This window comes from Acidobacteriota bacterium (assembly GCA_012729555.1).
Classification (GTDB): domain Bacteria; phylum Acidobacteriota; class UBA6911; order UBA6911; family UBA6911; genus UBA6911.
Genome location: JAAYCX010000018.1, coordinates 1 through 22,985, shown reverse-complemented (window position 1 = coordinate 22,985; position 22,985 = coordinate 1). Strand labels below are relative to the sequence as shown.

General features: G+C 69.0%; 19 protein-coding genes. 2 read left to right on the top strand and 17 right to left on the bottom strand.

What is annotated here, in order from left to right:
* Positions 1–14: 14 nt before the first annotated feature.
* The 11 genes from GXY47_05075 to GXY47_05025 form a co-directional block, all read right to left on the bottom strand.
* Positions 15–1,559, bottom strand: a complete 1,545-nt coding sequence (locus GXY47_05075) for a hypothetical protein (protein ID NLV30511.1) — start codon at positions 1,557–1,559, stop codon at positions 15–17.
* A gap of 26 nt (positions 1,560–1,585) precedes the next feature.
* Complete coding sequence (locus GXY47_05070) at positions 1,586–2,842, bottom strand: glucose-1-phosphate adenylyltransferase (GenBank protein NLV30510.1); 1,257 nt, start codon at positions 2,840–2,842, stop codon at positions 1,586–1,588.
* 42 nt (positions 2,843–2,884) lie between these two features.
* The gene (gene hisI / locus GXY47_05065; protein ID NLV30509.1) at positions 2,885–3,220 is read right to left on the bottom strand and encodes a phosphoribosyl-AMP cyclohydrolase; all 336 of its coding nucleotides are present in this window, start codon (positions 3,218–3,220) and stop codon (positions 2,885–2,887) included.
* A 29-nt stretch (positions 3,221–3,249) separates the two neighbouring features.
* Positions 3,250–4,029: an imidazole glycerol phosphate synthase subunit HisF gene (hisF, locus tag GXY47_05060; GenBank protein ID NLV30508.1), complete on the bottom strand. Its 780-nt coding sequence runs from the start codon at positions 4,027–4,029 to the stop codon at positions 3,250–3,252.
* Between the two features lie 36 nt (positions 4,030–4,065).
* Positions 4,066–4,797 carry a 1-(5-phosphoribosyl)-5-[(5-phosphoribosylamino)methylideneamino]imidazole-4-carboxamide isomerase gene (gene hisA, locus GXY47_05055; GenBank protein NLV30507.1) on the bottom strand — a complete coding sequence of 244 codons (732 nt, stop codon included), beginning with the start codon at positions 4,795–4,797 and terminating at the stop codon, positions 4,066–4,068.
* Between the two features lie 15 nt (positions 4,798–4,812).
* Complete coding sequence (hisH, locus tag GXY47_05050; protein NLV30506.1) at positions 4,813–5,421, bottom strand: imidazole glycerol phosphate synthase subunit HisH; 609 nt, start codon at positions 5,419–5,421, stop codon at positions 4,813–4,815.
* 10 nt (positions 5,422–5,431) lie between these two features.
* Entirely contained in the window at positions 5,432–6,022 is a 591-nt protein-coding gene (hisB, locus tag GXY47_05045) for an imidazoleglycerol-phosphate dehydratase HisB (GenBank protein ID NLV30505.1), read from the bottom strand.
* Complete coding sequence (gene hisC, locus GXY47_05040) at positions 6,019–7,134, bottom strand: histidinol-phosphate transaminase (protein NLV30504.1); 1,116 nt, start codon at positions 7,132–7,134, stop codon at positions 6,019–6,021. The genes hisB and hisC overlap by 4 nt, the downstream gene beginning before the upstream one ends.
* Positions 7,135–7,136: 2 nt before the next feature.
* Positions 7,137–8,447 carry a histidinol dehydrogenase gene (gene hisD, locus GXY47_05035; protein NLV30503.1) on the bottom strand — a complete coding sequence of 437 codons (1,311 nt, stop codon included), beginning with the start codon at positions 8,445–8,447 and terminating at the stop codon, positions 7,137–7,139.
* 41 nt (positions 8,448–8,488) lie between these two features.
* Positions 8,489–9,847 (bottom strand): aminopeptidase P family protein, encoded by a 1,359-nt coding sequence (locus GXY47_05030; GenBank protein ID NLV30502.1) that lies wholly within the window; start codon positions 9,845–9,847, stop codon positions 8,489–8,491.
* An 81-nt stretch (positions 9,848–9,928) separates the two neighbouring features.
* Positions 9,929–11,107, bottom strand: coding sequence for a DNA polymerase IV (locus tag GXY47_05025; GenBank protein NLV30501.1), 1,179 nt, complete (start codon positions 11,105–11,107; stop codon positions 9,929–9,931).
* Between the two features lie 168 nt (positions 11,108–11,275).
* On the opposite strand from GXY47_05025, the gene galE reads away from it, so the two are divergent.
* Positions 11,276–12,337, top strand: a complete 1,062-nt coding sequence (gene galE / locus GXY47_05020; protein NLV30500.1) for a UDP-glucose 4-epimerase GalE — start codon at positions 11,276–11,278, stop codon at positions 12,335–12,337.
* Here the strand turns inward: galE and GXY47_05015 are convergent.
* The 3 genes from GXY47_05015 to GXY47_05005 are packed head-to-tail and all read right to left on the bottom strand — an operon-like array spanning position 12,334 to position 16,730.
* Positions 12,334–14,628 (bottom strand): heavy metal translocating P-type ATPase, encoded by a 2,295-nt coding sequence (locus GXY47_05015; protein ID NLV30499.1) that lies wholly within the window; start codon positions 14,626–14,628, stop codon positions 12,334–12,336. The genes galE and GXY47_05015 overlap by 4 nt on opposite strands.
* 36 nt (positions 14,629–14,664) lie before the next feature.
* Positions 14,665–15,762 (bottom strand): hypothetical protein, encoded by a 1,098-nt coding sequence (locus tag GXY47_05010; protein ID NLV30498.1) that lies wholly within the window; start codon positions 15,760–15,762, stop codon positions 14,665–14,667.
* Positions 15,759–16,730 carry a ParB N-terminal domain-containing protein gene (locus GXY47_05005; GenBank protein NLV30497.1) on the bottom strand — a complete coding sequence of 324 codons (972 nt, stop codon included), beginning with the start codon at positions 16,728–16,730 and terminating at the stop codon, positions 15,759–15,761. Before GXY47_05005 ends, GXY47_05010 begins: the two co-directional genes overlap by 4 nt.
* A gap of 155 nt (positions 16,731–16,885) precedes the next feature.
* Between GXY47_05005 and GXY47_05000 the strand changes: the two genes are divergently transcribed.
* On the top strand, positions 16,886–17,881 hold the full coding sequence (locus GXY47_05000; protein ID NLV30496.1) for a hypothetical protein: 996 nt from the start codon (positions 16,886–16,888) through the stop codon (positions 17,879–17,881).
* A gap of 61 nt (positions 17,882–17,942) precedes the next feature.
* On the opposite strand, the gene GXY47_04995 is transcribed toward GXY47_05000, so the two are convergent.
* The 3 genes from GXY47_04995 to GXY47_04985 form a co-directional block, all read right to left on the bottom strand.
* Positions 17,943–18,662 (bottom strand): MBL fold metallo-hydrolase, encoded by a 720-nt coding sequence (locus GXY47_04995; GenBank protein NLV30495.1) that lies wholly within the window; start codon positions 18,660–18,662, stop codon positions 17,943–17,945.
* A gap of 100 nt (positions 18,663–18,762) precedes the next feature.
* Positions 18,763–21,738: a DNA polymerase III subunit alpha gene (locus GXY47_04990; protein NLV30494.1), complete on the bottom strand. Its 2,976-nt coding sequence runs from the start codon at positions 21,736–21,738 to the stop codon at positions 18,763–18,765.
* An 8-nt stretch (positions 21,739–21,746) separates the two neighbouring features.
* Positions 21,747–22,913, bottom strand: coding sequence for a hypothetical protein (locus tag GXY47_04985; protein NLV30493.1), 1,167 nt, complete (start codon positions 22,911–22,913; stop codon positions 21,747–21,749).
* Positions 22,914–22,985 lie beyond the last annotated feature (72 nt).

Below are 22,985 nucleotides of genomic sequence, written 5' to 3'. Positions count from 1 at the left end.
GCGGCTCCGGGGCCTCATCGGCAGCGATAAATATCCATGCCGGCGACCCGTTTTTCAAGGCGGCAGGCGTCGTCCAGGTAGCGGGCCAGGGGCGCGTAGTCCCGGATCGGGTAGCGGCCGAAATCGTGGTAGTCGCCGGGGGAGGTGTCCACGACGAGTACCGGGCGGTTGCGCCGGAGGTCCGCCTCCAGCATCGGCCACGCTTCGGGGACGGCGTGCCAGGCGATGTCGGCGCGGTCCCGCTCGTCCGGATCGTTCCCCTCCCGGTATCCCGTGAGGAGGTGGGTGTTCATGAAGCGCGTGGCCGGCGTCCGCTCCGCGTAGACATAGACGGGGGTGAACCACCCCCAGACGAAGATCGTGTCCCCGGGGGCCGTGTGGCGCCGGATGTAGTCGGTGGCCGGGCGGAAATCGGGCTCGGGCCGCCACCAGCTGTTGGTGGAGGCCTCGAAGGCGATGCCCATCAGCGCGAAGATGACGCCCGGAACCAGGGTCAGCGCGATCACGGCGCCCTTCCAGGCGCGCCTCCGCAACGGGTCCCCCGCCGACAGGAGGCGTCCCGCCGAGAGCCCCGCCGCGAGGCAGAGGGGGGGGAGGATCTGGATGAAGTAGTGGCCGAACATCCGGCTGCCGATGAAGGTCGCCCCCGTACTCGACGCCAGCCAGAGCAGGATGAAGAGGGAAAACCCTCCCCCGGAGCGCCACCGCCCGGCCTCGTGGCGCACCCAGAGCGCCGCGAGCGCCCAGAGGAGGACGGTCGCCAGGACAAAGGGAAGAAACTCGCCGAGGAGCTGGGGGAAAAAGGGGAGCGCCGCATTTCCCGAGCCGACGTAGCGGACCGGGTAGGTCACGTTCCAGAACAGCCAGTCCCCCAGGATCCCCGCCCGGTGGAAGAGGAAGGCGACGGCTGCGGCCGGCAGGACGAACCCGGCCGCGAATAAGAGGAGGGGGGCGGCCGTACGCCCCACCCGCATCCCGCGCCTGGAAAGCGGGAGGATGAGGAGGAAAGCGAAGACCGCGGCGGCCCCGACGGCGCCCACCTGCTTGAACAGGGGGGCGAACCCGAAGGCCAGCCCCGCGGCGAAATAGAGCGCCCGGCTGTTGCGCGCAAAGGCGTCGAGGAGCGCGAGAGCGCCGAGGGCGCAAGGGAGGGCCATGAAGATCTCGCTGTTGGCCGCGATCATCTTGGGGTAGAGCGAGGCGGTGAAGACGAGATAGAAGAGGAACGTGCACACCGCCTCGAGCCGCCCGCCCAGCCGGCGGGCGGCCAGGGCCAGCACGGCGGCGGTAAGGAGGGTCCAGGCGAAGGTCAGGGCATGGACCGCCCCCATGTTGTATCTGCCGAAGAGCTCGAACACGGCCCGGTAGAGGTAGAAAATCCCCGGCGGCTTGTTTTCCACGGCGTCGCGATACGGCAGCCCCCCGTCCATCAGCACCGCGGCGGCGCCGGCGTAACAGCCCTCGTCCATGTCCTGGAGGGTATGGAAAAGATAGGGGACCCTCAAGAGGGCGCCCAGGAGCAGGACGAGACCGAGGATCCTGATGGTCTTTGGGGACATCGATCCCACTATGGGCGGAGAGGGCCTCAGATGACCGTTCCGCCCCGAATCCAGGCCCCCTTCGGCACAACGATGATCCCGTCCCGGATGCAGTAGTTCTCGTCGTCCTTTTCCTGAAGGTTGTGGGCGTTGATGATGGAGACGTTGTCGCCGATCCGTACGTTCTTGTCTATGATGGCGTTGATGATCGTGCAATGGTTCCCGATGCCGATGTGCGGCTGCTTCTTTTCCAGGTTCTCCTGCAGCTGCTCCGCGGTCTCGTAGTGGTCGGCGCCCATGACGATGGAATGCTTGATCGTGGTCCCGATGCCGATGCGGCTGCGCACCCCGATGATGGAGTGCTTGATGTCGGCGCCCGTCAGGATGCAGCCGCTCGAGATGATGGACTGGTGCACGTTACAGTTGTTGAGCTTCGACCCGGGCAGGTTGCGCGGGTGGGTGTAGATGGGACGCGTCACGTCGTAGAAATTGAACCGGGGGGCGACATCGGCCAGGGCGAGGTTGGCCTCGTAGAAGGCCCGGATGGTCCCGACGTCCTCCCAGTACCCGTCGAAGGGACAGGCCGAGACGCGATGGACCCCGATGGCCTGGGGGATCACCTCCTTGCCGAAATCGGCCGCCGTCGTGCTGGAAAGCAGGTCCACCAGGAAGTTTTTCTCGAACACGTAGATGCCCATGCTGGCCAGGTAGTTCCTGCCGTCGGGACGGTCATCCGACCGCAGGTCCGCCAGCGCCTCCGGTTTCGGTTTCTCGCTGAAGCCGAGCACCTCCCCCCCGGGGCCGGTCTTCATGATGCCCAGGTCCGGGGCTTCCGCGGCGGAGACCGGGATCGCGGCCACGGTGATGGCGGCCCCGCTCTCGAGATGGCAGTTGATGACCCGGCGCAGGTCCATCTGGTAGAGCTGGTCCCCGGACAGGACGATGACGTACTTCGCGTCCCCGAAAGGAATCAGGTGCTTGAGGCTCTTGCGGACGGCGTCGGCCGTCCCCTGGAACCAGCTGGAGCTTTCCGGCGTCTGTTCGGCGGCCAGGATGTCTACGAAGCCGCCGTTGAACATGTCGAACTTGTAGGTCTGGACGATGTGCTTGTTGAGGGAGGCCGAGTTGTACTGCGTCAGCACGAACACCCGGTTGATCTGGGAGTTCAGGCAGTTGCTGATCGGGATGTCGATGAGACGGTATTTCCCCCCCAGGGGCACGGCCGGTTTGCTCCGCTCCTTGGTCAGGGGATACAGGCGTTGCCCCTGTCCGCCGCCCAGAATCACTCCTATGACGTCTTTCATACCCGCTCTCCGACGGTTCCGGCCCGCGCCCGCGGGCTCCATCTACCCGGCCGCGAAACCCTCCACCGCCTCGTAAAAACAGGAGCGCGCCCCCGTATGGCACGCGGGCCCCTTCGGGCGCACCCGGATGACCAGGGCATCCAGGTCGCAATCGGCCGTGACGCTGACGACCTTCTGCGTGTTCCCCGAGGTCTCCCCCTTGTGCCAGAGGCATTGGCGGCTCCGGCTGAAAAAAACCGTTTCCCCCAGTTCGAGCGTCTTCCGCAGGCTCTCGCGGCTCACGTAGGCCACCGTGAGCACCTCGCCCGAGTCGGCGTCCTGGACGACGGCGGGGATAAGCCCGGCCGCGCCCCATTTAAGATCTTCGATGCTTTTCATATTCTCTCTCTTGTCCGGTGAAGTCCACACTATTCCGCCGGGCGCATCGGGATGCCGCGCGCGCGCAGGTACCTCCTGGCCTCGGCGATCGTGTGGTTGCCAAAATGAAAGATGGAGGCCGCCAGCACCGCGCTGGCGCGCCCCTCGGTGAAGGCGTCGGCCAGGTGCTCGAGCGCGCCGCATCCCCCGGAGGCGATGACGGGAACCCCCACCCGCTCCGCCACCCGGCGGTTGAGCGCGTTGTCGTACCCGGACCGGGTTCCGTCACGGTCCATCGACGTCAGGAGGATTTCCCCGGCGCCCCTTTTGGCCGCTTCCGCAGCCCAGGCGACCGCTTCGAGCGGCCGGCGGACTCTCCCGCCGTGGGTCGTGACCTCCCACCGCGGCCGATCCTCGTCCCACGGAGAGGCCCGGCGCGCGTCGACCGCCACGACGATGCACTGGGACCCGAAATAGCGAGCCGCCTCGGTGATCAGCCCGGGGTTGTCGATGGCCGAGGTGTTGAGCGACACCTTGTCGGCGCCGGCGCGCAGGATGGCCTGGATGTCCTCCAGGGTGCGCAGCCCCCCGCCGACGGTGAAGGGGATGAAGACCCGGTCGGCGACCGCCCTGACCATCCGGGTCACTATTTCCCGCCGGTCGGAGGAGGCCGTGATGTCGAGAAACACCAGTTCGTCCGCCCCCTCGGCGTCGTAGCGCGCGGCCGCTTCCACCGGGTCCCCGGCGTCGACCAGGTTGACGAAATGGGTCCCCTTGACGACCCGGCCCTCCCTCACGTCGAGGCAGGGAATGATTCTTTTCGCAAGCATGCGCCTAAAACCTTCCGCGTCTTCCCCGGCCCGCCCCTACCACGACAGCATCCGGGCCCGTAGACTCCTGAAATCGATCTTGCCGTCGTAGAGCGCCCGGCCCAGGATGACGCCCTCGATCCCGGCCCCGCGCCGCGACCATAGTTCCCGGATATCCTCCTCGGAGGCGACGCCGCCGCTGGCGATGACCCTGAGCCCCGACTCCCGGGCGACCCTCTCGGTTTCCTCGTAGTTGACCCCCGTGAGCATCCCGTCGCGCGCCACGTCGGTGTAGACGATGCGCTCGATCCCGAGCCCCTTCATCCCGAGGGCCAGGTCCACGGCTTCCACCGGGGTCTGGTCCACCCAGCCGCGCAGGGCCACCTTTCCCCGCCGCGCATCGATGCCCGCCACTATGGCGCCCGGGTGGCGCCGCACCGCTTCCCGCACGACGGCGGGGTCCTCCACCGCCACCGTCCCCAGGATGGCGCGGTCGGCGCCCAGGTCGAGGACGGCTTCGATCTGATCGAGCGTCCGCAGCCCGCCCCCGAACTCGACCGGGATCTTCAGGGAGCGGAAGATGGAGCGCGCGACGTCCAGGTGCGCCGAGCGCCCGGAGAAGGCGCCGTCCAGGTCCACCAGGTGGAGCCGCGTCGCCCCTTCCGCCTCCCAGTGGAGAGCCATCGCCACGGGGTCGTCGCCGTACTCCGTCACCCGCGAGGCGACCCCTTCCTGGAGCCGGACGCATTTCCCCCCCTTCATGTCCACGGCCGGTATCAGTTCCAGCATAGGTCCCCCGCCCTTCTATATCGCAAGAAAATTCTCCAGGAGCCGCTTCCCGTTGTCCTGGCTCTTCTCCGGATGGAACTGCGCCCCCCGGACGTTGTCGCGGCCCGCGACCGAACAGAACGCGTGCCCGTACGTCGTCCGCGCCAACACGTGTTCCCCGCGGTCGGGCTCCACGTAGAGGGAGTGGACGAAATAGAAATAGCTCCCCTCGGCGATCCCCCGGAAGAGGGGGTCGGGCCGGAGGTCCTCGACCTGGTTCCACCCGATGTGGGGCACCCGCAGGCCCGGGGCGCGGAAACCCAGCACCTTGCCCGGTATCAGGCCGAGCCCGCGGTGGCTGCCGAACTCCTCGCTGTGCGCGAACAGCAGCTGCAGCCCGAGGCAGAGGCCGAGGAGCGGGACCCCGGCCCGCGCGGCCTCCCGCAGGGCTTCATCCATGCCGGTGCGCCCGAGGTTCGCCATGGCGTCCCCGAAGGCCCCGACCCCCGGGAGGATGAGGCGGCCGGCCCGGCGGACGGCGTCGGGGTCGGCCGACACCCGCGGCCGGCCCCCCACGGCCGAGAGCGCCTTCTCCACGCTGCGCAGGTTGCCCATGCCGTAGTCGACGATGAGGGTTTCCGCCATGGCGGCCAAGCTAGAGCACCCCCTTGGTCGACGGCACTCCCTCGATCCGCGGGTCGGTGCGCGTCGCCAGCGAGAGGGCGCGCGCCGCCGCCTTGAACACCGCCTCGAAAATGTGGTGCGCGTTGCGGCCGTGAAGCAGTTCGAGGTGGAGGTTCAGCCGGCCGTGCACCGACACCGCGCGCCAGAATTCCTCCACGAGCTCCGAGTCGAGTTCCCCGACCCGTTCCTGCTGCACCTCGACGTCGTAATGGAGGTACGGCCGCCCCGAAAGGTCGGCGACCACCCGGGCCAGCGCCTCGTCCATGGGGAAATAGGCGTGGGCGAAGCGGACCAGGCCGCTCTTGTCCCCCAGGGCCTCGTCGATCGCCATCCCCAGGCAGATGCCGATATCCTCGACCGAGTGGTGCGCGTCGACCCCCAGGTCCCCCCGGCAGGCGATGTCGAGGTCGAAAATCCCGTGCCTGGCGAAGAGGGTGAGCATGTGGTCGAAAAACTGCACCCCCGTGCTCACGTCGCCGTTGCCGCCGCCGTCCAGGTCGAGCGTCAACCTGATGTCGGTTTCCTTCGTGGTCCGGTGGATCGTCGCACATCGTCTGTTCATAGGGCCCCCGCCTCGCGCCCGGCGCGGGCCGGCGCGAGCGATTCCAGGCCGGCGCGCAACGCCGCCAGCAGTTGAGTGTTCTCTTCCGGCGTGCCCACGCTGACGCGCAGACAGCGCCCGAGCGTGGGATACGAGCTCACGTCCCGCACGAGGACCCCCCGGCGGTAGAGGTCGTCGAAGATCTCCCGCGGGGGGACCGGGACCTCGATCAGGAAGAAATTGGATTGCGACGGGTACACCCGGACCCCCGGGATCTCCCGGAGCCCGCGGTCCAGGCGCTCCTTTTCGGACAGCATCGTCTCGATCGCCGGCCGGAAGCGGTCGATGTTCTCGAGCGCGACCTCGGCCGCCGTGAGGCTGAACTGGTTGATGTTGTAGGGAAGCTTCGCCTTGGAAATCTGGGCGACGAGGTCCGGGTGCGCCAGCAGGTAGCCGAGCCGCAGCCCCGCCATCCCCATCGCCTTGGAAAAGGTCCGCGTGATGACGAGGCGCGGGTAGCGCTCGAGCAGTCCGAACCCGGTGTGGCCGCAAAACTCGTAGTAGGCCTCGTCGAGGAGCACGAAGCCCTCGAATGCGTCCAGGATGCGGCGGATCTCCCCTTCCCCGATCGCGCACCCGGTGGGGTTGTTGGGATTGTTGACGACCAGCACCCGGGCGCCCGCGTCCCGCGACCGGGAGATGAGGGCGTCGACGTCGTAGCTCATGTCGGCGCCGAGGGGGATGTCGACCACGCGCGCCCCCAGGATGGCGGCGATCAGCCGGTAGACGGTGAAGGTGGGGAGCGGGATGGCCACGGGCGTGCGCGCCCCTACCAGCACCATCAGCGTCGCCTGGAGCAGCTCGTTGGAACCGTTGCCGGCCAGGATCCCCTCCTTGGGCCAGCCGACGAACTCCGCCAGCTTCGCGTGCAGCCGGTCGGGGATGAAATCGGGGTAGCGCGACCACTGCCGCGCGCGGAAGCGACGGAACGCCTCCTCCTTGAGATCCTCCGGGAAATCGAAGGGGTTCTCGTTCTGGTTGAGCTTGACCTCCGCCTCGTACGCGTGGAGCGTATAGGCCGGCACCTTCAACACCCGGGGCTTGACTCCGCGGAGGGGGGACGTCTTCTTCACGGTCACTTGTCCTTGCGCTTGAGGGTTTTCGGGGACTCCTGGCGGATCGACACGCTCCGGGCGTGCGCATCGAGCCCTTCGGAGCGGGCCAGGGCGTCGATCGACTTCCAGGTGCGGGCCAGTTCCTGCTTCGTGTAGCGGATGATGCCGGTCTTGCGCTGGAAGTGGTACACCCCGAGAGGCGAGAAGAAGCGCGCCGTGCCCGCGGTCGGCAGCACGTGGTTGCTCCCCGCGAAGTAGTCCCCCACCGCCTCGGGGGTGTAGTCCCCGTAGAAGATCGACCCCGCGTTACGCACCTCCCGGATCATCGACGCCGGGATGCTGGAGAAGATCTCGAGGTGTTCCGGGGCGATCTCGTTGATCCACTCCGGGTAGTCGTGGTAGCTGTCCATGACGACGATGGCGCCGTAATTGTCGATCGATTTCCGGGCGATCTCCTTCCGGTCGAGCGACTCGAGCTGCAGCTGCAGCTCGCGCCCGACCAGCACCGCGTGCGGCATCGAGTCGGTGAAGCAGATCGAGCAGGCGAACTCGTCGTGTTCGGCCTGCGAGAGCATGTCCGCGGCGATGAAGCGCGGGTTGGACTCCGCCGTGGCCATGATGACGACCTCGCTCGGGCCGGCTATCATGTCGATATCGACCTGCCCGAAGACCTCCCGCTTGGCGGCGCTGACGTAGGCGTTGCCGGGGCCGACGATCTTGTCCACGCGGGGGATGGTCTCCGTGCCGTAGGCGAGCGCGGCCACCGCCTGCGCGCCCCCGACCAGGTAGATCTCCGTCATGTTGAGCTCGTAGAGCGCCGCGGCGATGATGGGGTGCTGCTGGAAGGTGCCGGGCGGGGTCACGACCACGATCCTCGGGACCCCCGCGATCTTCGCGGGGATGACGTTCATCAGGACCGACGAGGGGTAGGCCGCGCTCCCCCCGGGGACGTAGACGCCCACGCTGTCTATCGGCAGCACCCGCTGCCCCAGGACGGCCCCCGGCTTGCGGTACTCCCACGATTTCTGCACCTGCCGCTTGTGATAGGCGTGGATGTTGAAGATCGCCTTTTCCAGGTCGCGCAGCAGGGCGGGGTCGGCCTTCCGGGCCGCGGCCCGCAGCGTCTGGGGACGGACCCGCAGCTGGCGCGCCTGGAGCTTGACCTTGTCGAACCGCTCCGTGAAGCGCACCAGGGCCCGGTCCCCCTCCTTCTGGACCTGCGAGAGGATCTGCCGCACCGAAGCGGAGATTTCACTCGTCGCCAGGATCTTCCGGCTTTCCAGGCGGGCAAACAGCCTGGCCCTGTCTTTGGCGTGGTAGATGCGGACCATAAACACCTTCCCGTAGGACGAATCAGGAATCGGCGACAGCCTCAATCCTGCATGGGTTGCACGACGGCCGGTTGGGCCATCAGGGCCTCGATCCCGGCGATTTCCCTGGGCGCGCCGGAGGTGAGCACTTCGTGGCCGCTTTCGGTCACCAGCACCGTATCTTCGATCCGGACCCCCAGGTTTTTCTCCTTCAGGTACACCCCCGGTTCGACCGCGATCACGACCCCGGGCTCCAGCGGCGCCCCGTCCCCGACATCGTGGACCGCCATGCCGACGTGATGCACGAACCGGTGGGGGGCGCGTCCGCCGTACCCGTGGCGGTCGAGCGCCTCGCCGGCGGCCTCCTCCACTTCCCTGAACGTGGCGCCGGGCCGGACCTTGGCGAGGGCCGCCTCCTGGGCCTCGAGCACCGCCCGGTAGACCTTCGCCTGTTCCGCGCCGAATCTTCCCGAGACCGGGAACGACCGGGTGACGTCGGCCGCGTAATAGCCGTAGTCGGGGCCGAAATCGATGACGACCATCTCCCCGGGCATCATTTTGCGCCGATTGCGCGAATAATGCAAAACGCACGAGTTCGGCCCGGAGCCGACGATCGGGTGGAAGGCGTATCCCGCCGCCCCCAGCCGCAGAAACTCGAACTGCGCCCGCGCCGCCAGCTCGTATTCGTACGCCCCGGGCGCGGCGGAGCGCATCGCCTCCCGGAGGCCGAGGGCCCCGATCCGGCCGGCCTCCCGGAGGAGGGCGATCTCCGCCGCGTCCTTGACCCGCCTCATCCCGTCGAGGACGGGGGCGAGGTCCCGGATGTCGACCGACGGGCCTACCCGGTTCCGCACCTTCCGCTCAAAAGCCGCCCATGCCGGTTCCCGGCCGTCCCACGGGTCGAGGCGGCGCGCCTCGTCGGCGTCGAGCGCCCGGTCGCGGCTGACGGCCGCCGTCTCCTGCGGGGAGCGGGGCAGATAGAGGACGCCCGCGGAGCCCGTCCGCTCCTCCAGTTCCCCCCCGAACCGGGCGGTGTCGAGCACCGCGTCCATGCCGGTCGCGCGCTCCGCCTCCGGCCCGGGGAAAACCCGCTCCCCCTCCCACCCCTCCAGGCCGCGGTCGCGCGGGGGCAGAAACAGCAGGCTCTCCCTCCGCACCCCGTCGAGGAGCAGCAGGGCGCCCGGGACCTCCACGCCGCTCAGGTAGTAGAAGCCGTTGTCCTGGCGAAACGCGACATAGGCGGCCGTGTCGCGGGCCCCGGCCAGAACGGCCACCGAGCCCCCGATCCGTTCCATCAGCCGCTCGCGCCTTTGGGCGAAGGGGGCCCCGTCGGGCGGGACCGCTCCGGCCCGCACCCCGTCGGCGATGCCGCCCAGCAACGCCCCGAGGATGAGAACACCGGCCGCCGCGATCCGCACCATTCCCCCGCTCCAAATTATGGATCATAGCATCAAGCGCGGGGGGATGGGCGGAAAAGCTGAGGAGCCTGTCCGATGCGGGGATCAGGCCCCCTCCTTCCCGCCGACGAGCGACGCGCGCGTGATCGCCCGCGCGCCGAAGCGCCGCGCGATGTCGTCCTCCGCCTCGGCCAGTTTCCGGTCGCGGGACGGGGAGGGGGGGAAGAGGGTCGGCTGGAGGCTTCCCGGCTCCAGGCCGGAAACGGTGACTCCGAGGAGGCGCACCTTCATCCCCGCGCGGAACACCCCCTGCATCAGCTCGAAGGCCACCGGGAAGATCGCTTCCGCCGTGTCGACCGGCTCCGCGAGCGACCGGCGCCGGGTGGAGGTGGTGAAATCGGCCTGCCGGAATTTGAGGGTGACCGTGCGGGCGAGGGCGCCCTCGGCCCGCAGCCGCCGCGCCACCCTCCCGGAAAGGTCGAGCAGGGTGTTCCGGAGCCTCCCGGGGTCGGCGGTGTCCTGTTCGAAGGTGACCTCGTGGCCGATGCTGCGGCACCCGGGTCCGGCCGATACCGGCCGGTCGTCGATCCCGCGCGCCAGGCGCCACAGGTGCTCCCCGTGGTCCCCCAGCAGGCGCGCGGCGTCCATGGGGGCCAGGGCCGCCAGCTGCCCCACGGTCCCGATTCCCAGGGCTTTGAGCCTCGCCTCGGTCCTGGGACCGACCCCCCAGAGTCTGCCGACGGCGAGGGGAGCCAGGAACTCCCTTTCGCGCCCCGGCTCGACGACGACGAGGCCGTCCGGTTTCTCGAGGTCGGAAGCCACCTTGGCCACGAACTTGTTCGCCGCCACCCCCACCGAGGCGGTGAGACCGAGTTCCCGCGCGACCCGCTCACGGATCTTGCGGGCGATGACGTCTCCCGCCCCGAACAACCGGCGGCACCCGGTGACGTCCAGGAAGGCCTCGTCGATGCTCACCGGCTCCACCAGGTCGGTGAAATCGGACAGGATCCCCATGACGAGCCTCGAGACACGGGCGTATTTGCGCATGTCCGGGGGGAGATAGATCCCCCGGGGGCACAGCTTCCAAGCCTCGGAAATCGGTTGCGCCGAATGGATCCCGAACTTCCGGGCTTCGTACGAGCAGGTCGCCACGATCCCCCGCCCGCGCCCTCCCCTGGGGTCCGCCCCCACGATGACGGGCCGGCCGCGGTACCCGGGGTGGTCGCGTTGTTCGACGGCCGCGTAGAAGGCGTCCATGTCGACGTGCAGGATCGTCCGCTCCATGCCGCAAGTAAACCACAGAACGGCGCCCCCCACAATTTTCCCGGGGGCCCGCGGCGCAAAAACCTGACGCGGTGCGGCCCGGATGCCGATCTGCCCTGTGGGGCGTCGTCGTCCGGAATCTGGTGTATGATGTCCCCTGGATCGAAACGGAAACCTGCGGGGATCGCCATGACGGAGACGGGGAGGCCATCGAGGATACTGGTGACGGGCGGGGCCGGCTATATCGGCTCGCACACGGTAGTGGAGCTGCAGCAGCGGGGACACGCCGTCGTCATCGTGGACAACCTCTCCAACTCCCGGGCCGACGTGGTGGACCGGATCGCCGAGATCACCGGCGTCCGCCCCGAATTCCACAATTTCGACCTGACCGACCGCGCAAAGACCGAGGCGTTCTTCGCCTCCACCCCGGACCTGGGCGCCGTCATTCACTTCGCCGCCCGCAAGGCCGTCGGCGAGAGCATGCGCGACCCGCTCGCCTATTACGGCAACAACCTGGAATCGCTCCTGCGGGTGCTCGAGGGGATGCGGCGCCACGGCCCGCGCCACCTGGTCTTTTCCTCCTCCGCGACCGTCTACGGCCAGCCGGACGAGCTGCCGGTCCGGGAAACCTCCCCCGTCAGGGAAGCCTGGTCCCCCTACGGGAGCACCAAGCAGATGGCCGAGGAGATCCTCCGGTTCTCGGTCGCGGCCTACGGGCTGCGGGCCGTCGCCCTGAGGTATTTCAACCCGGTGGGGGCGCACGAGTCGGCCCTGATCGGGGAACTCCCCCTGGGGGTCCCGAACAACCTCGCCCCCTTCATCACCCAGACGGCGGCCGGGCGGCAGGAGTGCCTCGAGGTCTTCGGCACCGATTACGCCACGGCCGACGGCACCGCCGTGCGCGATTACATCCACGTCGTCGACCTGGCCCGCGCCCACGTGGCCGCCGTGGCGCGGATGGCGGAAGGAAAGACCCGGTCGGACCTGGAGGTCTTCAACCTGGGGACGGGCAGGGGGCACAGCGTGCGGGAGGTCATCGACGCCTTCCAAAGGGTCTCCGGCGTGCGGCTCAACGTCCGCTACGTCGGCCGCCGGCCGGGGGACGTGGAGAAGGTGTGGGCCGACACATCGCTCGCCAACCGCGAGCTCGGGTGGAAGGCGGAGCGGGACCTGGACGACATGATGCGGTCCGCGTGGAAATGGGAACAGGCGCTGTCCCGGCGCCGGGACGGAACGGGCGCCGAGGGCTAGAGTTCCACCTTGCGCAACCGCAGCGCGTTCGTGATCACCGAGATCGAACTGAAGGTCATGGCCGCGCTCGCGATCATGGGGTTGAGCAGCAGCCCCAGGGCCGGGTAGAGCACCCCCGCGGCGATGGGCACCCCCAGGATGTTGTAGACAAAGGCGAAAAAGAGGTTCTGGCGGATGTTCCGGATCGTGTGCCGGCTGAGGGTGCGCGCCCGGACCACGCCGCGCAGGTCCCCGCCGACGAGCGTGATCCCCGCGCTCTGGATCGCGATGTCGGTCCCCGTCCCCATGGCGATCCCCACGTCGGCCCGGGCCAGGGCGGGGGCGTCGTTGACGCCGTCCCCCGCCATCGCCACGACCCGCCCCTCCCGCCGCAGCCGCTCGATGAAATCGCCCTTCCGCTCGGGGGACACCTCCGCCTCCACGGCGTCGATCCCCAGCTGGTTCGCCACGATGTCGGCCGTGGTCCGGTTGTCCCCCGTCAGCATGATCACCCGGATCCCCTGCCGGTGAAGCTCCGCCACGGCCACGCGGGCGGAGTCCCGGATCGGGTCCGCCACGCCGAGCAGCCCCGCCGGGGCGCCGTCGATCGACACGAGCATCACGCTTCTCCCCGCCCGCCTCAACTCGTGGGCCGCCTCCTCGAGCGGATCCGGACTCCCCCCCGCCTCCCCCAGCAGCCCGCTGTTGCCCACGGCCACCCGGTGCCCGTCGACGACCCCGGTGACGCCCTTCCCGGTCAGGGAGCGGAACTCCGCCGCCCTGGAGAGTTCGAGCCCGCGGTCGAGGGCTTCGGCGACCACGGCGGACGCCAGGGCGTGTTCGCTCCCCTGCTCCAGGCTCGCCGCCAGCCGGAGCATTTCCGGCCCGGTCCACCCGCCCATGGGCTGGACGGCCGTGAGCGCCGGTTTCCCCTCGGTCAGGGTGCCGGTCTTGTCGACCACCAGGGTGTCCACCCGGTCGAGCCGCTCGAGCGCCTCGGCGTTGCGGATCAGCACCCCCGCGCGCGCCCCGCGCCCCGTCCCCACCATGATCGACATCGGCGTAGCCAGGCCCAGGGCGCACGGGCAGGCGATGATGAGGACCGCGATCGCGGCCGCCAGCGCGTGGACGCTCCGCGGCTCGGGCCCGACCAGGCTCCAGACGGCGAAGGCTGCGAGCGCCACGGCGATCACCGCCGGGACGAACCAGGCCGCGACCCGGTCCGCCAGGCGCTGGATGGGCGCGCGGCTCCGCTGCGCTTCGCTCACCATGCGCACGATCCGGGCCAGGAGGGTGTCGGCCCCCACCTTTTCGGCCTCCATGATGAAGCTCCCGGTCCCGTTCAGGGTACCCCCCGTCACCCGGCCGCCGGCCGACTTCTCCACCGGCATCGCCTCCCCCGTCACCATCGACTCGTCGATCGCACTCTCCCCTTCCAGCACCCGGCCGTCCACCGGAACCTTTTCCCCCGGGCGCACCCGCAGAAGGTCCCCCGGCTCCACCCGGTCGAGGGGGACGTCGGTTTCGGAGCCGTCCTCCCGGACGACGCGCGCGGTGCGGGGCGCCAGCTCGAGCAGTTCGCGGATGGCGCTCCCCGTCCGGCTGCGGGCCCGGAGTTCCAGGACCTGGCCGAGGAGGACCAGGGTGATGATCACGGCCGACGCCTCGAAATAGACCTCGGCGGCGCCGCCGGGGCCCAGGAAGGAGCGGGGGAGCCTCCCGGGAAAGAGCAGGGCGAAGACGCTGTAGAGGTAGGCCGCCCCGGTGCCGATCCCGATCAGGGTGAACATGTTGAGGCTCCGGTTGACGAGTGAGCTCCAGGCACGCCGGAAAAAAGGCCACCCCCCCCACAGCACCACGGGGGTGGAGAGGGCGAACTGGACCCACGTACCGGCCGCGCCGTGGATGCCCAGGGCCATACCCCCCATGGCGACCAGGAGCAGGGGGAGGGTCAGGGCCAGGCAGACGAGCAGCCGGCGCTTCATGGCGCCCATTTCCGGGTTTTCAGCATCGTCCAGGCCGGGGGCCAGCGGCTCCAGGGCCATACCGCAGACGGGGCAGGAACCGGGCCCTTTCTGACGGACTTCGGGATCCATCGGGCAGGTGTATATCGCCTCTTCCCCGCCGCGCCCCGCCTCCGGCCCGGCCGCCGCCCGGCGGGGCTGCAGGTACCGTTCAGGATCGGCGCGGAATTTCTCGAGGCAGCCGGGGTTGCAGAAGTAATAGGTCCGGCCCTCGTGCTCCAGCTTTCCAGCCGCCTTCCCGGGAGGAAATTGCATTCCGCAAACAGGATCCTTGACGTTGACGCTCATCTTCCGTTCTCCATCTCGAGGCCGTCCCTGCGATCATTATAGCCCATTTGCCCGCGTGGAGGGCCGGAACCGGCCGGGCGCGGCGGCATCGAGGCAATCGGATAGGTGGCGGGCGTCCCGGACGGCGCAGCCCAGGCTCCGCTCCCAGACCAGACGGCTTTCCATGCAGAGGTAGACCAGCACCCCGGGCGCGCACTCGCGGATCCAGGAGTGCATCTTCCGGTAGATATCCTCCCTGACCGGCCGGAAGTAGCGCAGCTTCCCGTGATGGCCGGGGACGAACTCGCCCCAGGGGAGGCGCGAACCGGGGTGGCGCTCGATGAGGCGCTCGCGCAGGTGGGGGGTGAAGCGCAGGGAGCCCAGGCTGATCCACGCCACGTCGCCGGGGTCGACGACGGAAAAGATCATCCGGACGACCTCGCGGTACTCCTCCTCCCAGCCTTCGTAGTGCACGATCGGGTCGAAGTGAAACCCGATCCGGTAGCCCCAGCGGCGGCAGCGGTCGGCGGCGGCGAGGCGCTCCTTGAGCGTTGCCGCGCGTGCCTCCTCCGAGCGGCAGATGCGGCGCGAGTTCATCGACCAGGAGACCACCGTGCGCCCGCCGTGCTCGAGCCCCTCGAGGTTCTCGACCCGGTCCGATTTCGTCTTGAGTTCGAGGATGCCGTTCGGCAGCCGGGCGAAAAACGGGACCACCCTCCTGGAATAGCCCGTGATGGGGTCCAGGGCGAGGGAATCCGCCAGCTCGCCGGTGCCGATCCGGAAGGTCCGGTCGGGGGATTCGGCCAGCGTCCGGCCGATGTCCCCCAGGAAGTCCTCGATATTGGTACAGACGACGATCCCGCTCCCGTCGAGGTAGGACTGCAGCACGCAGTAGGTGCACCCGAAGTGGCAGTTCCAGGCGTAGCTGGCGATGAAATAGTTGCAGCACATCTCCGCCCCGGAGCCCTGGCACCGCTTCAGGAACCTGCCCCGGTGACGCGCGAGCACCAGCGTATCGCGGGAGGCGGAGACCCCGCCGGCGTCCTCCACCGTCCGGCAGGGGATCCCCGGGAGGTTCCGGAGGATGTCGGCGGTGGCGCCGTCGTTCCACGACCCGGCTTCGACGATCACCTCCCCCGGGCGATAGGCCGTCATGGGGTCTCCCCTTCCACCTCGAACAGTTCCTCCAGCACGGGCGAGCGGGCCGCCCGCTCGAGCTCCCCGGCCAGCTCCCGGAAGCGCGCCGCGTCGGGGGCCGAAAACTCGACGCGGATGTCGGCCGTTTCGAAATAGGGGTGCGGCGCGAGCCGGATCGACCCCGGGAGGCCGAGCGCCCGTTCCCGCCGCCGGAAACGGTCGCGGGCCCGGTTCAGCCGGGGGTGGCGCAGTCGGTAGAGCGCCTCGTAGAGCCGCTCCCCCTTCTGGGAAGGGGAGAGCGAGGGATCGTCCAGGACCGCGCCGGCCTCCTCCCCGTCCAGCGGAGCGCCCCAGGGGGCGCCGTCCCTGGCCGCCAGGTCCCCCAGCAGCCCGAGGAGCTGGCGCTGCAGGCTGGCGCTGAGGCGGACGCGCTCCACCAGGAGGGAGAAACGCTCCTGCAGCGGCGATGCCCTTTTTGCCAGCGCCTCCACGCTCTGCTGTGTCAGGACGCCCCCGGCCAGGCAGCGGCGCAGGCCGGGGTGCGCCCGGTCGACCAGGACCTGGGCCTCGAGGACCTCGTCGCGCGGGGGCAGATCCAGGAGCGGGAGATAGTCCCGGACGATCCTCTCCCGCGGCAGGCCGGCCTCCCCGAGCTTCCGCAGCGCGCGGGCCCGCTCGAGCGGTTCCAGGCGCCGGGCCGCGAGGTTGTCCCGCAGGGCGAACTCCATCGGGTGCAGGGGGGAAAAATCGGCCTCGCCCAGGATGCGCGCAGGGACCGATTCCCGGCCGAGTCGCCGGGCGGCGTGGAGCCTGCGGAACCCGCACACGATCGTCCGGCGCCCGCCGCGCTCGAGCAGGACCACCGGGTTCAGCTGGCCTATTTCACGGATCGACCGGATGAGGGGGGGCGGCTCCAGCTCCTCGCTGACCCTGCACTCCTCGTTCTCCGCATCGATGTCCCGGATGGGCGTGTCGGCCATGTTCATGCCGGAAGCATATCGGATCCGGGCGGGGGTTCACAAGCCGATGTGCGGGGCGGCCGTTTCAAGTTGTGTTTACAGAAGGCTTTTGATATAAAACGCCAAGGGTGCCGGGCGGCCGCGGAAACCGCTGCCGGGCACGTAACGAAGGAGACGACACCATGACTTCCCCCACGACTTCCATGATTTCCAGAACGCTGGCCGGCTTCCTGTTCCTCTGCCTGGCCGTCATGCCGGCAGCGGCGCAGCAGGCGCAGGATTATACCGAGGCGCAATACAAGAGCTACGAGGATATCAAGGCCACGGCCGACGCCGCGGCCAAGGTGGACAAGGCCGCGCAATTCCTCAAGGAAAACCCCAAGACGAGCCTGCGCGAGCACGTGATGGCCGAGTACCAGACTCTCATCGTGAACCTGGGGCAGGAGGGAGACTACGCGCAGATCATCACCCTGGGCAACAGATTCCTGGCAGGCGTGCCCGATGACGATTTCACCTTCGCCGCCATGGCCGAGGCCTATTCGAAAACCGACAACACCAAGGGTTTCGCCACCTTCGGAGAAAAGGCCTACGCGGCCAAGCCGAGCGCCCAGCTGGCCCACGCCCTCGCCAGGGCCTACCAGCAGCTGGGAAACCAGGCCAAGTTCGTCCAGTGGGGGGAGCGCGCCCTGGCCAAAGATACGAGCTTCTACGAGATCTCGGACGGGCTGACGCGCCATTTTCTCTCCACCCAGGACATGGCCAAGGCGAACAAATACGCCAGGATGACGGTCAGCTCCCTTCCGAAAGCGGAAAAACCGGCGGCGGTGAGCGCCGGCGACTGGAAAAAGGCCACCGACAGTTATTACGCCACGGCCTACTACACGATCGGAATATCGGCCTACCAGAACCAGAGCTACGCCTCGGCGATCAGCAACCTGGACAAATCGGTCGGTTATTACAAGAGAAACGACACCGCCTACTACCACCTGGGGCTGGCCTACTGGCAGTCGGGCAAGACCGCCCCGGCCATGCTGAATTTCGCCAAGGCCTACGTGATCAAGGGGTCGGTGGCCTCGGCGGCGAGGCAGAACCTGGAAAAACTCTGGAAGAGCAGTCACCGCGGCTCGCTGACGGGCATCAACAACGTCATCCAGAAAGCGGAGCAGGAACTGAAGTAAACCCGTTCGCCGGGACCGCCCTCCCCGGGCGGTCCCGGCGGCGCTGCCCCTCGCCCGGCGCCTACTGCAGCTGCCGGATCCGGACGTCGATCCCCTCCTCGCCCTTCAACAGTTCCACCAGTTTCGAGGTGTCCGTCTCCCCGAAATGATAGGGGTACAGCACCCGGGGCCGCAGGGAGCGCGCCGTGTCGGCGACCTGTTCGGGCGTCATCGTGAAGGGCTGGTTCATCGGCAGGAAGGCGATGTCGATCCCCTCCAGTTTCTTGATCTCGGGAACGTTTTCCGTGTCCCCGGCGATGTAGACGCGCCGGTCGCCGAAGGTGAGGACGTAGCCGTTGCCGTTCCCCTTGGGGTGGAACGCCTTCTCGAAATTGTACGCGGGGACCGCCTCGACGGGGATGCCGGCCAGGGTGCGCGCGTCCCCGTTCTTCATCACGACCGCGCCGCCGAGCGATCCCGCCGCCTTTTCGTTGGCGGCCACGACGGTGCGGGAGGTGCTGACGGCCGCGACCGCTTTGGCGTCCAGGTGGTCGCCATGTTCGTGCGTGACCAGGACCAGGTCCGCCTTGGGCATCGTCGCGTAATCGGCGTACATCGACACGGGATCGACGTGGATCACCTTGCCCGCGTATGTCAGCATCAGCGTCCCGTGCCCGATAAAGGTGATTTTCAGTTCTCCGCCCGAAGTCTCGAAGGAATCCCCGGCGAATGTCTTCTGCGCCTCGGCGCCCGCCGGGACAAGCAGCCCGGCAAGAGCGGCGACCGCCAGGCCCCGCAGCATCAAGGTTCCGTTCATCATCCGTCCTCCATTATGTTTCCGCATATCTTTTTTTATTATACCCGGGTCCGTCCGATCCCGAACCGTCAACCGCGGGACAGGGCTAAAGAAACCGCACCGAGTCGACGGCGAGCGTGACCGCGCCGAACTCCTCCTGAACCGTGCCGCCGAGCAGGTAGGGGCGGGAACGGTTCAGCATGTGGCAGAAACGGGCGTAGGCTTCCGGAAAGAAGACGGTTTCGTACAGGGCGCTGGTGTCCTCGAAACTGATGAACTCCATCGGCTCGTCGTCCCGGGTGGTGATGAGTTTCCCCGTCACCCACCAGCCCGCCGTGGTCACCCGCTTCCCCGCATGTTTCGCGAGATCGGCCCCCCGCACGCATCCGCACCGCGACAGCGGCCGCGCGTAGAGGGCGAGCGGGTGGCGGCTGAGGAGGAAACCGAGCGTCTCCAGTTCGTGCTCCAGGATGGCGCGGGGGGGATATTGCGGCACCCGCGGGGGCTCCGCCGGGGGCAGGTCCTCGAAAAGCGAGCGGGCCGCCGGCCGGCGCGCCGCGCGCGTTTCCTGCCACAGGAGCGCCTTCCAGATCATTTCGGGCCGGGTGGCGCCGCCGGAGATGCCGTCCAGGGCGCCGGACTTGACGAGGATCTTCACGTCCGCCATATCGATCGGGACTCGGCGGAAAAAATCCTCCAGCGACCGGAACGGCCCCTCGCGGCGCGCCTCGAGGACGGCCTCGAGCGCCGCCCGGCCGAGCCCCTTGAGCTGCATCAGCCCGACGCGCAGCACCCTCCCCTGGCCCCGATACTCCCGCCCGCTTTCGTTGACGTCCGGGAGCCGCACCTCGAGCCCCATCCTGCGGGCTTCGGACACGTAGGCGAAGGCCGAATAGTACCCTCCCCCGTTGGTGAGCACCGCGGCCATGAACTCGGCCGGGTAATGGGCCCGCAGGTAGCAGGACTTGTAGGAGACCAGGGCGTAGGATGCCGAATGCGGCTTGCAGAACGAGTACCCGGAAAAGCTCAGGATCATCCCCCAGACCTCTTCCGCCACTTCCCGCGAAACGCCCCGGGCGGCCGCACCGGAGAAGAACCTCCACCTGTAATCCTCGAGCTTTCCGCCCGCCCGCTTCTTCGAAAGGACCTTCCGGAGCAGGTCGGCGTCGGCCGCACCGAACCCCGCCATCGCCATCGCGATGCGCGAGACGTCCTCCTGGTAGACCATGATCCCGTACGTCTCCCGGAGGACTTCGTCCAGGACGGGGTGGAGCGACGTCCAGGCGCCGCCCCGCAGCCGCCGGACATACTCGCGGATATACCGGTTGGCGGCCGGGCGGATGATGGAGCTGTGAATCACCAGGTGGTCGAAATCGCCGGTGCCGCACTTCTGCTGCAACTGCCGCATGGAGGGGGACTCCACGTAAAAAACCCCCAGGGTGTCCCCCCTGCGGATGAAGTCCCGGGTCCGGGCGTCGCCGGTGGGGTCCCAGCGCCCGTAGTCGATATCCACCCCGCAGTGCTCCCGGACGGCGGCGAGCGCGTCCCGGATCACCGCGAGCGAGCGGTTGCCCAGGAGGTCGATCTTGATCAGGCCCGCGTCTTCCGCCTGGTCCTTCTCCCACTGGATGATCGGGACCCCCTTGGGCGCGGTCTCCACGGGCACGTAGCGGTCGATGCGGTCGGGCACGATGACGACGCCGCCGCAGTGGACCGACAGGTGCCGGGGACAGCCGTCGAGCCGCACGGCCATACGGAGGATCTCGGGCCAGGGGGCGCCCAGTTTCATGTCCTTGAAAACGGGGTGGTGCCGCACGGCGTCCTCGAGATGGCCGAGCGCCCAGTAATAGCCGATGCGCCGGGTGACCGCCCGGATCTCGGCCTCGGGGATGCCGTACACCCTGGCCACCTCCCGGACGGCCGCGCGCGCGCCGAACCCCACGTGGTTGGCGATCATGGCCGCCCGCCCGGCCCCGTATTTCATCAACACGTCCTCGAGGACGCCGTCCCGCTCGTCCCACGGGAAATCGATGTCGATGTCGGGCGGGTCGCTCCGCCCCTCGTTGAGGAAGCGCTCGAAGAAAAGGTTGTGGGTGATCGGCTCCACGTGGGTGATCCCCAGGCAGTAGGAAACCAGGCTGGCCGCGGCCGACCCCCGGCCGCAGGTGCGCGCCGAGCGGCGGACGATGTCGCGCACGACCAGGAAATAGGGGGCGAACCCCTTCGATTCGATGATGCCCAGTTCGTGGTCCAGCCGCTTCAGCACCGAATCGGAAAGCTCCCCGTAGCGGCTCTCGGCCCCCCGGTAGCACTCCTCCCGCAGGTACCCCGACGCGTCGGCGCCTTCGGGAAGGTCGCAGGGGGGGAACACCGGCTTGCCCATCTCCAGGTCGGCCCGGCACGCGTCGGCGATGCGGGCGGCGTTGTCGAGGGCGCGGACGAGGTGCGGGTAGCGGCGCTCCATCTCCGCCTCCGGCTTCAGCCAGCGGTCCTCCCCCGCCAGTTCCCCCGGCGGGACCCGGGACAGGGAGGTGTTCAGGTCGATGGCGCGCAGCAACCGGTGGAGCGCGTGATCGGAAGGGTCGGCGAAATAGACGTCGTTGGCCGCCACGGGGGGGACGCCCGAGGCCCGGGAAAAATCGACGAGGCCCGCCTCGGTCCGGGGATCGTCGAGCTCGACGTAGAGGCCCGAGGTCCCGTTCTGGCGGGCGAGCGCCCCCAGCAGCGGGACCTGGCTGCTGAGCACGACCAGGTTTTCCCGCTCCTCCATGAGGGCGCGGGAGAGCCGGAAGCCGGGCTCCCGGAGCCCGGAGATGATGCGGCAGAGCAGGGCGTACCCCTCGCGGTTGCGCACGAGCAGCGTCGCCCGCTCCCCTTCCGCCCTCAGTTCCGCCCCTACAACGGGCCGCAGCCCCCGCTGGGCGGCATATTGAAGGAACCGGACCAGCCCGTAGACGCCGTTGATGTCGGTCAGTCCGAGCGCCGGCATCCCCCGCTCCAGGGCCGCATCCACCAGGGCTTCGATGCTGCTGGCGCCGCGGCAGAAGGAGTAGTGGGAATGGACGTGAAGGTGGACGAACATAATCCCCTCTACCGCCCGACGGACGATTGCGCCGCGGGGCGCAGGACGGGGCGGCCGTAGCGGCGGCGCAGGGTGTCGAGCGCCTGTTCGAGCCGCAGGCGGCGCGCGGGCCCCGGGTCGGCGAACAGGTCCATCTGCACCGGCCCCGCGGAGAGAGCCCCGAGCCTCAGGTGGACGCTCCGCACGCGCGTGCGCCGCTTGAGCGCCCGGCCGAGCAGGGGGAAGGCCGCGGCGTACAGGGCGGCCGACGACTCGAGCGGCACGGCCGGCTGCGCCCCCCACGCCCCCTCCCCGTAGTCGGCGTAGCGGACCCGCACCTCCACCCGCCCGGCGCGCCGCCCCTCCCCGCGCAGCCGCTCCCCCGCCCGGTCGCAGAGATCGGCGAGTTCCCCCGCGAGCAGCGCTTCATCGTTCGAGTCTTCGCCCAGCGTCCTTTCCAGTTCCAGCGCCGGTGCCGAACGCGCCGGGACCACCGGGGTGCGGTCAATCCCCAGGGCCCGTTCGCGGAGCAGGAAACCGGGACGGCCGAACGCCAGGGCGAGATGTTCCGGCCTCATCGCGGCGACTTCGTGGATGACGCGGATATTCAGTTCCCGGAACCGCTCCTCGGTCCGGGGCCCGATACCCGGGAGCAGCCGCACCGGCAGCGGGGAGAGGAAGGAACTCTCTTCCCCGTGCGGCACGTCCTGCAGTCCCGCCGTCCGCGTCGCTTCCGTCGCGATCCGGCTGACCATCTTATTGGAGGCGATCCCGAGCGCGGCCTCGAGACCCAGCCGCCGCAGGATCTCCCTGCGCGCTCTCCAGGCGGCGTCCCTCGGCGGCCCCCAGAGCCGGCCGGTCCCCGTGACGTCCAGGTAGGCGTGCCCGTGCCCCGAGGGTTCGAGCACCGGGGAGTACGCCGCCAGGATCCCGCATATCGCGCGGGAGGCCCGGAGGTAGAGGGGTTCGTTCGGAGGCAGCACGACCATGTCCCGGCAGCAGCGCAGCGCCCGGGACAGAAGCATCCCCTTGCGGATCCCCGCCTGCCAGGCTTCCGGGGACAACGCCGTCACGACCGAGCGCGCCGCGGTGCGCGGCGCGACCACCACGGGGCGCCGGCGCAGTTCGGGATGCACCACCCGTTCCACGGCCACGGGGAAAGACCTGACGGTCAGGTGGATGATTTCGCGGTCCATGGGGGCACCCGTGCTTCCTTCGCCGTTGCGGCCAGAATGTCGATGAGCATGCGGGCGTTGACGGCCGCCTGC

What these genes read in the sequence shown, in the direction of transcription:
- GXY47_05075 (NLV30511.1), bottom strand. Translation starts at nt 1,559, where the DNA reads ATGTCCCCAAAGACCATCAGGATCCTCGGTCTCGTCCTGCTCCTGGGC.
- GXY47_05070 (NLV30510.1), bottom strand. Translation starts at nt 2,842, where the DNA reads ATGAAAGACGTCATAGGAGTGATTCTGGGCGGCGGACAGGGGCAACGC.
- hisI (NLV30509.1), bottom strand. Translation starts at nt 3,220, where the DNA reads ATGAAAAGCATCGAAGATCTTAAATGGGGCGCGGCCGGGCTTATCCCC.
- hisF (NLV30508.1), bottom strand. Translation starts at nt 4,029, where the DNA reads ATGCTTGCGAAAAGAATCATTCCCTGCCTCGACGTGAGGGAGGGCCGG.
- hisA (NLV30507.1), bottom strand. Translation starts at nt 4,797, where the DNA reads ATGCTGGAACTGATACCGGCCGTGGACATGAAGGGGGGGAAATGCGTC.
- hisH (NLV30506.1), bottom strand. Translation starts at nt 5,421, where the DNA reads ATGGCGGAAACCCTCATCGTCGACTACGGCATGGGCAACCTGCGCAGC.
- hisB (NLV30505.1), bottom strand. Translation starts at nt 6,022, where the DNA reads ATGAACAGACGATGTGCGACGATCCACCGGACCACGAAGGAAACCGAC.
- hisD (NLV30503.1), bottom strand. Translation starts at nt 8,447, where the DNA reads ATGGTCCGCATCTACCACGCCAAAGACAGGGCCAGGCTGTTTGCCCGC.
- GXY47_05030 (NLV30502.1), bottom strand. Translation starts at nt 9,847, where the DNA reads ATGGTGCGGATCGCGGCGGCCGGTGTTCTCATCCTCGGGGCGTTGCTG.
- GXY47_05025 (NLV30501.1), bottom strand. Translation starts at nt 11,107, where the DNA reads ATGGAGCGGACGATCCTGCACGTCGACATGGACGCCTTCTACGCGGCC.
- galE (NLV30500.1), top strand. Translation starts at nt 11,276, where the DNA reads ATGACGGAGACGGGGAGGCCATCGAGGATACTGGTGACGGGCGGGGCC.
- GXY47_05015 (NLV30499.1), bottom strand. Translation starts at nt 14,628, where the DNA reads ATGAGCGTCAACGTCAAGGATCCTGTTTGCGGAATGCAATTTCCTCCC.
- GXY47_05010 (NLV30498.1), bottom strand. Translation starts at nt 15,762, where the DNA reads ATGACGGCCTATCGCCCGGGGGAGGTGATCGTCGAAGCCGGGTCGTGG.
- GXY47_05005 (NLV30497.1), bottom strand. Translation starts at nt 16,730, where the DNA reads ATGAACATGGCCGACACGCCCATCCGGGACATCGATGCGGAGAACGAG.
- GXY47_05000 (NLV30496.1), top strand. Translation starts at nt 16,886, where the DNA reads ATGACTTCCCCCACGACTTCCATGATTTCCAGAACGCTGGCCGGCTTC.
- GXY47_04995 (NLV30495.1), bottom strand. Translation starts at nt 18,662, where the DNA reads ATGCTGCGGGGCCTGGCGGTCGCCGCTCTTGCCGGGCTGCTTGTCCCG.
- GXY47_04990 (NLV30494.1), bottom strand. Translation starts at nt 21,738, where the DNA reads ATGTTCGTCCACCTTCACGTCCATTCCCACTACTCCTTCTGCCGCGGC.
- GXY47_04985 (NLV30493.1), bottom strand. Translation starts at nt 22,913, where the DNA reads ATGGACCGCGAAATCATCCACCTGACCGTCAGGTCTTTCCCCGTGGCC.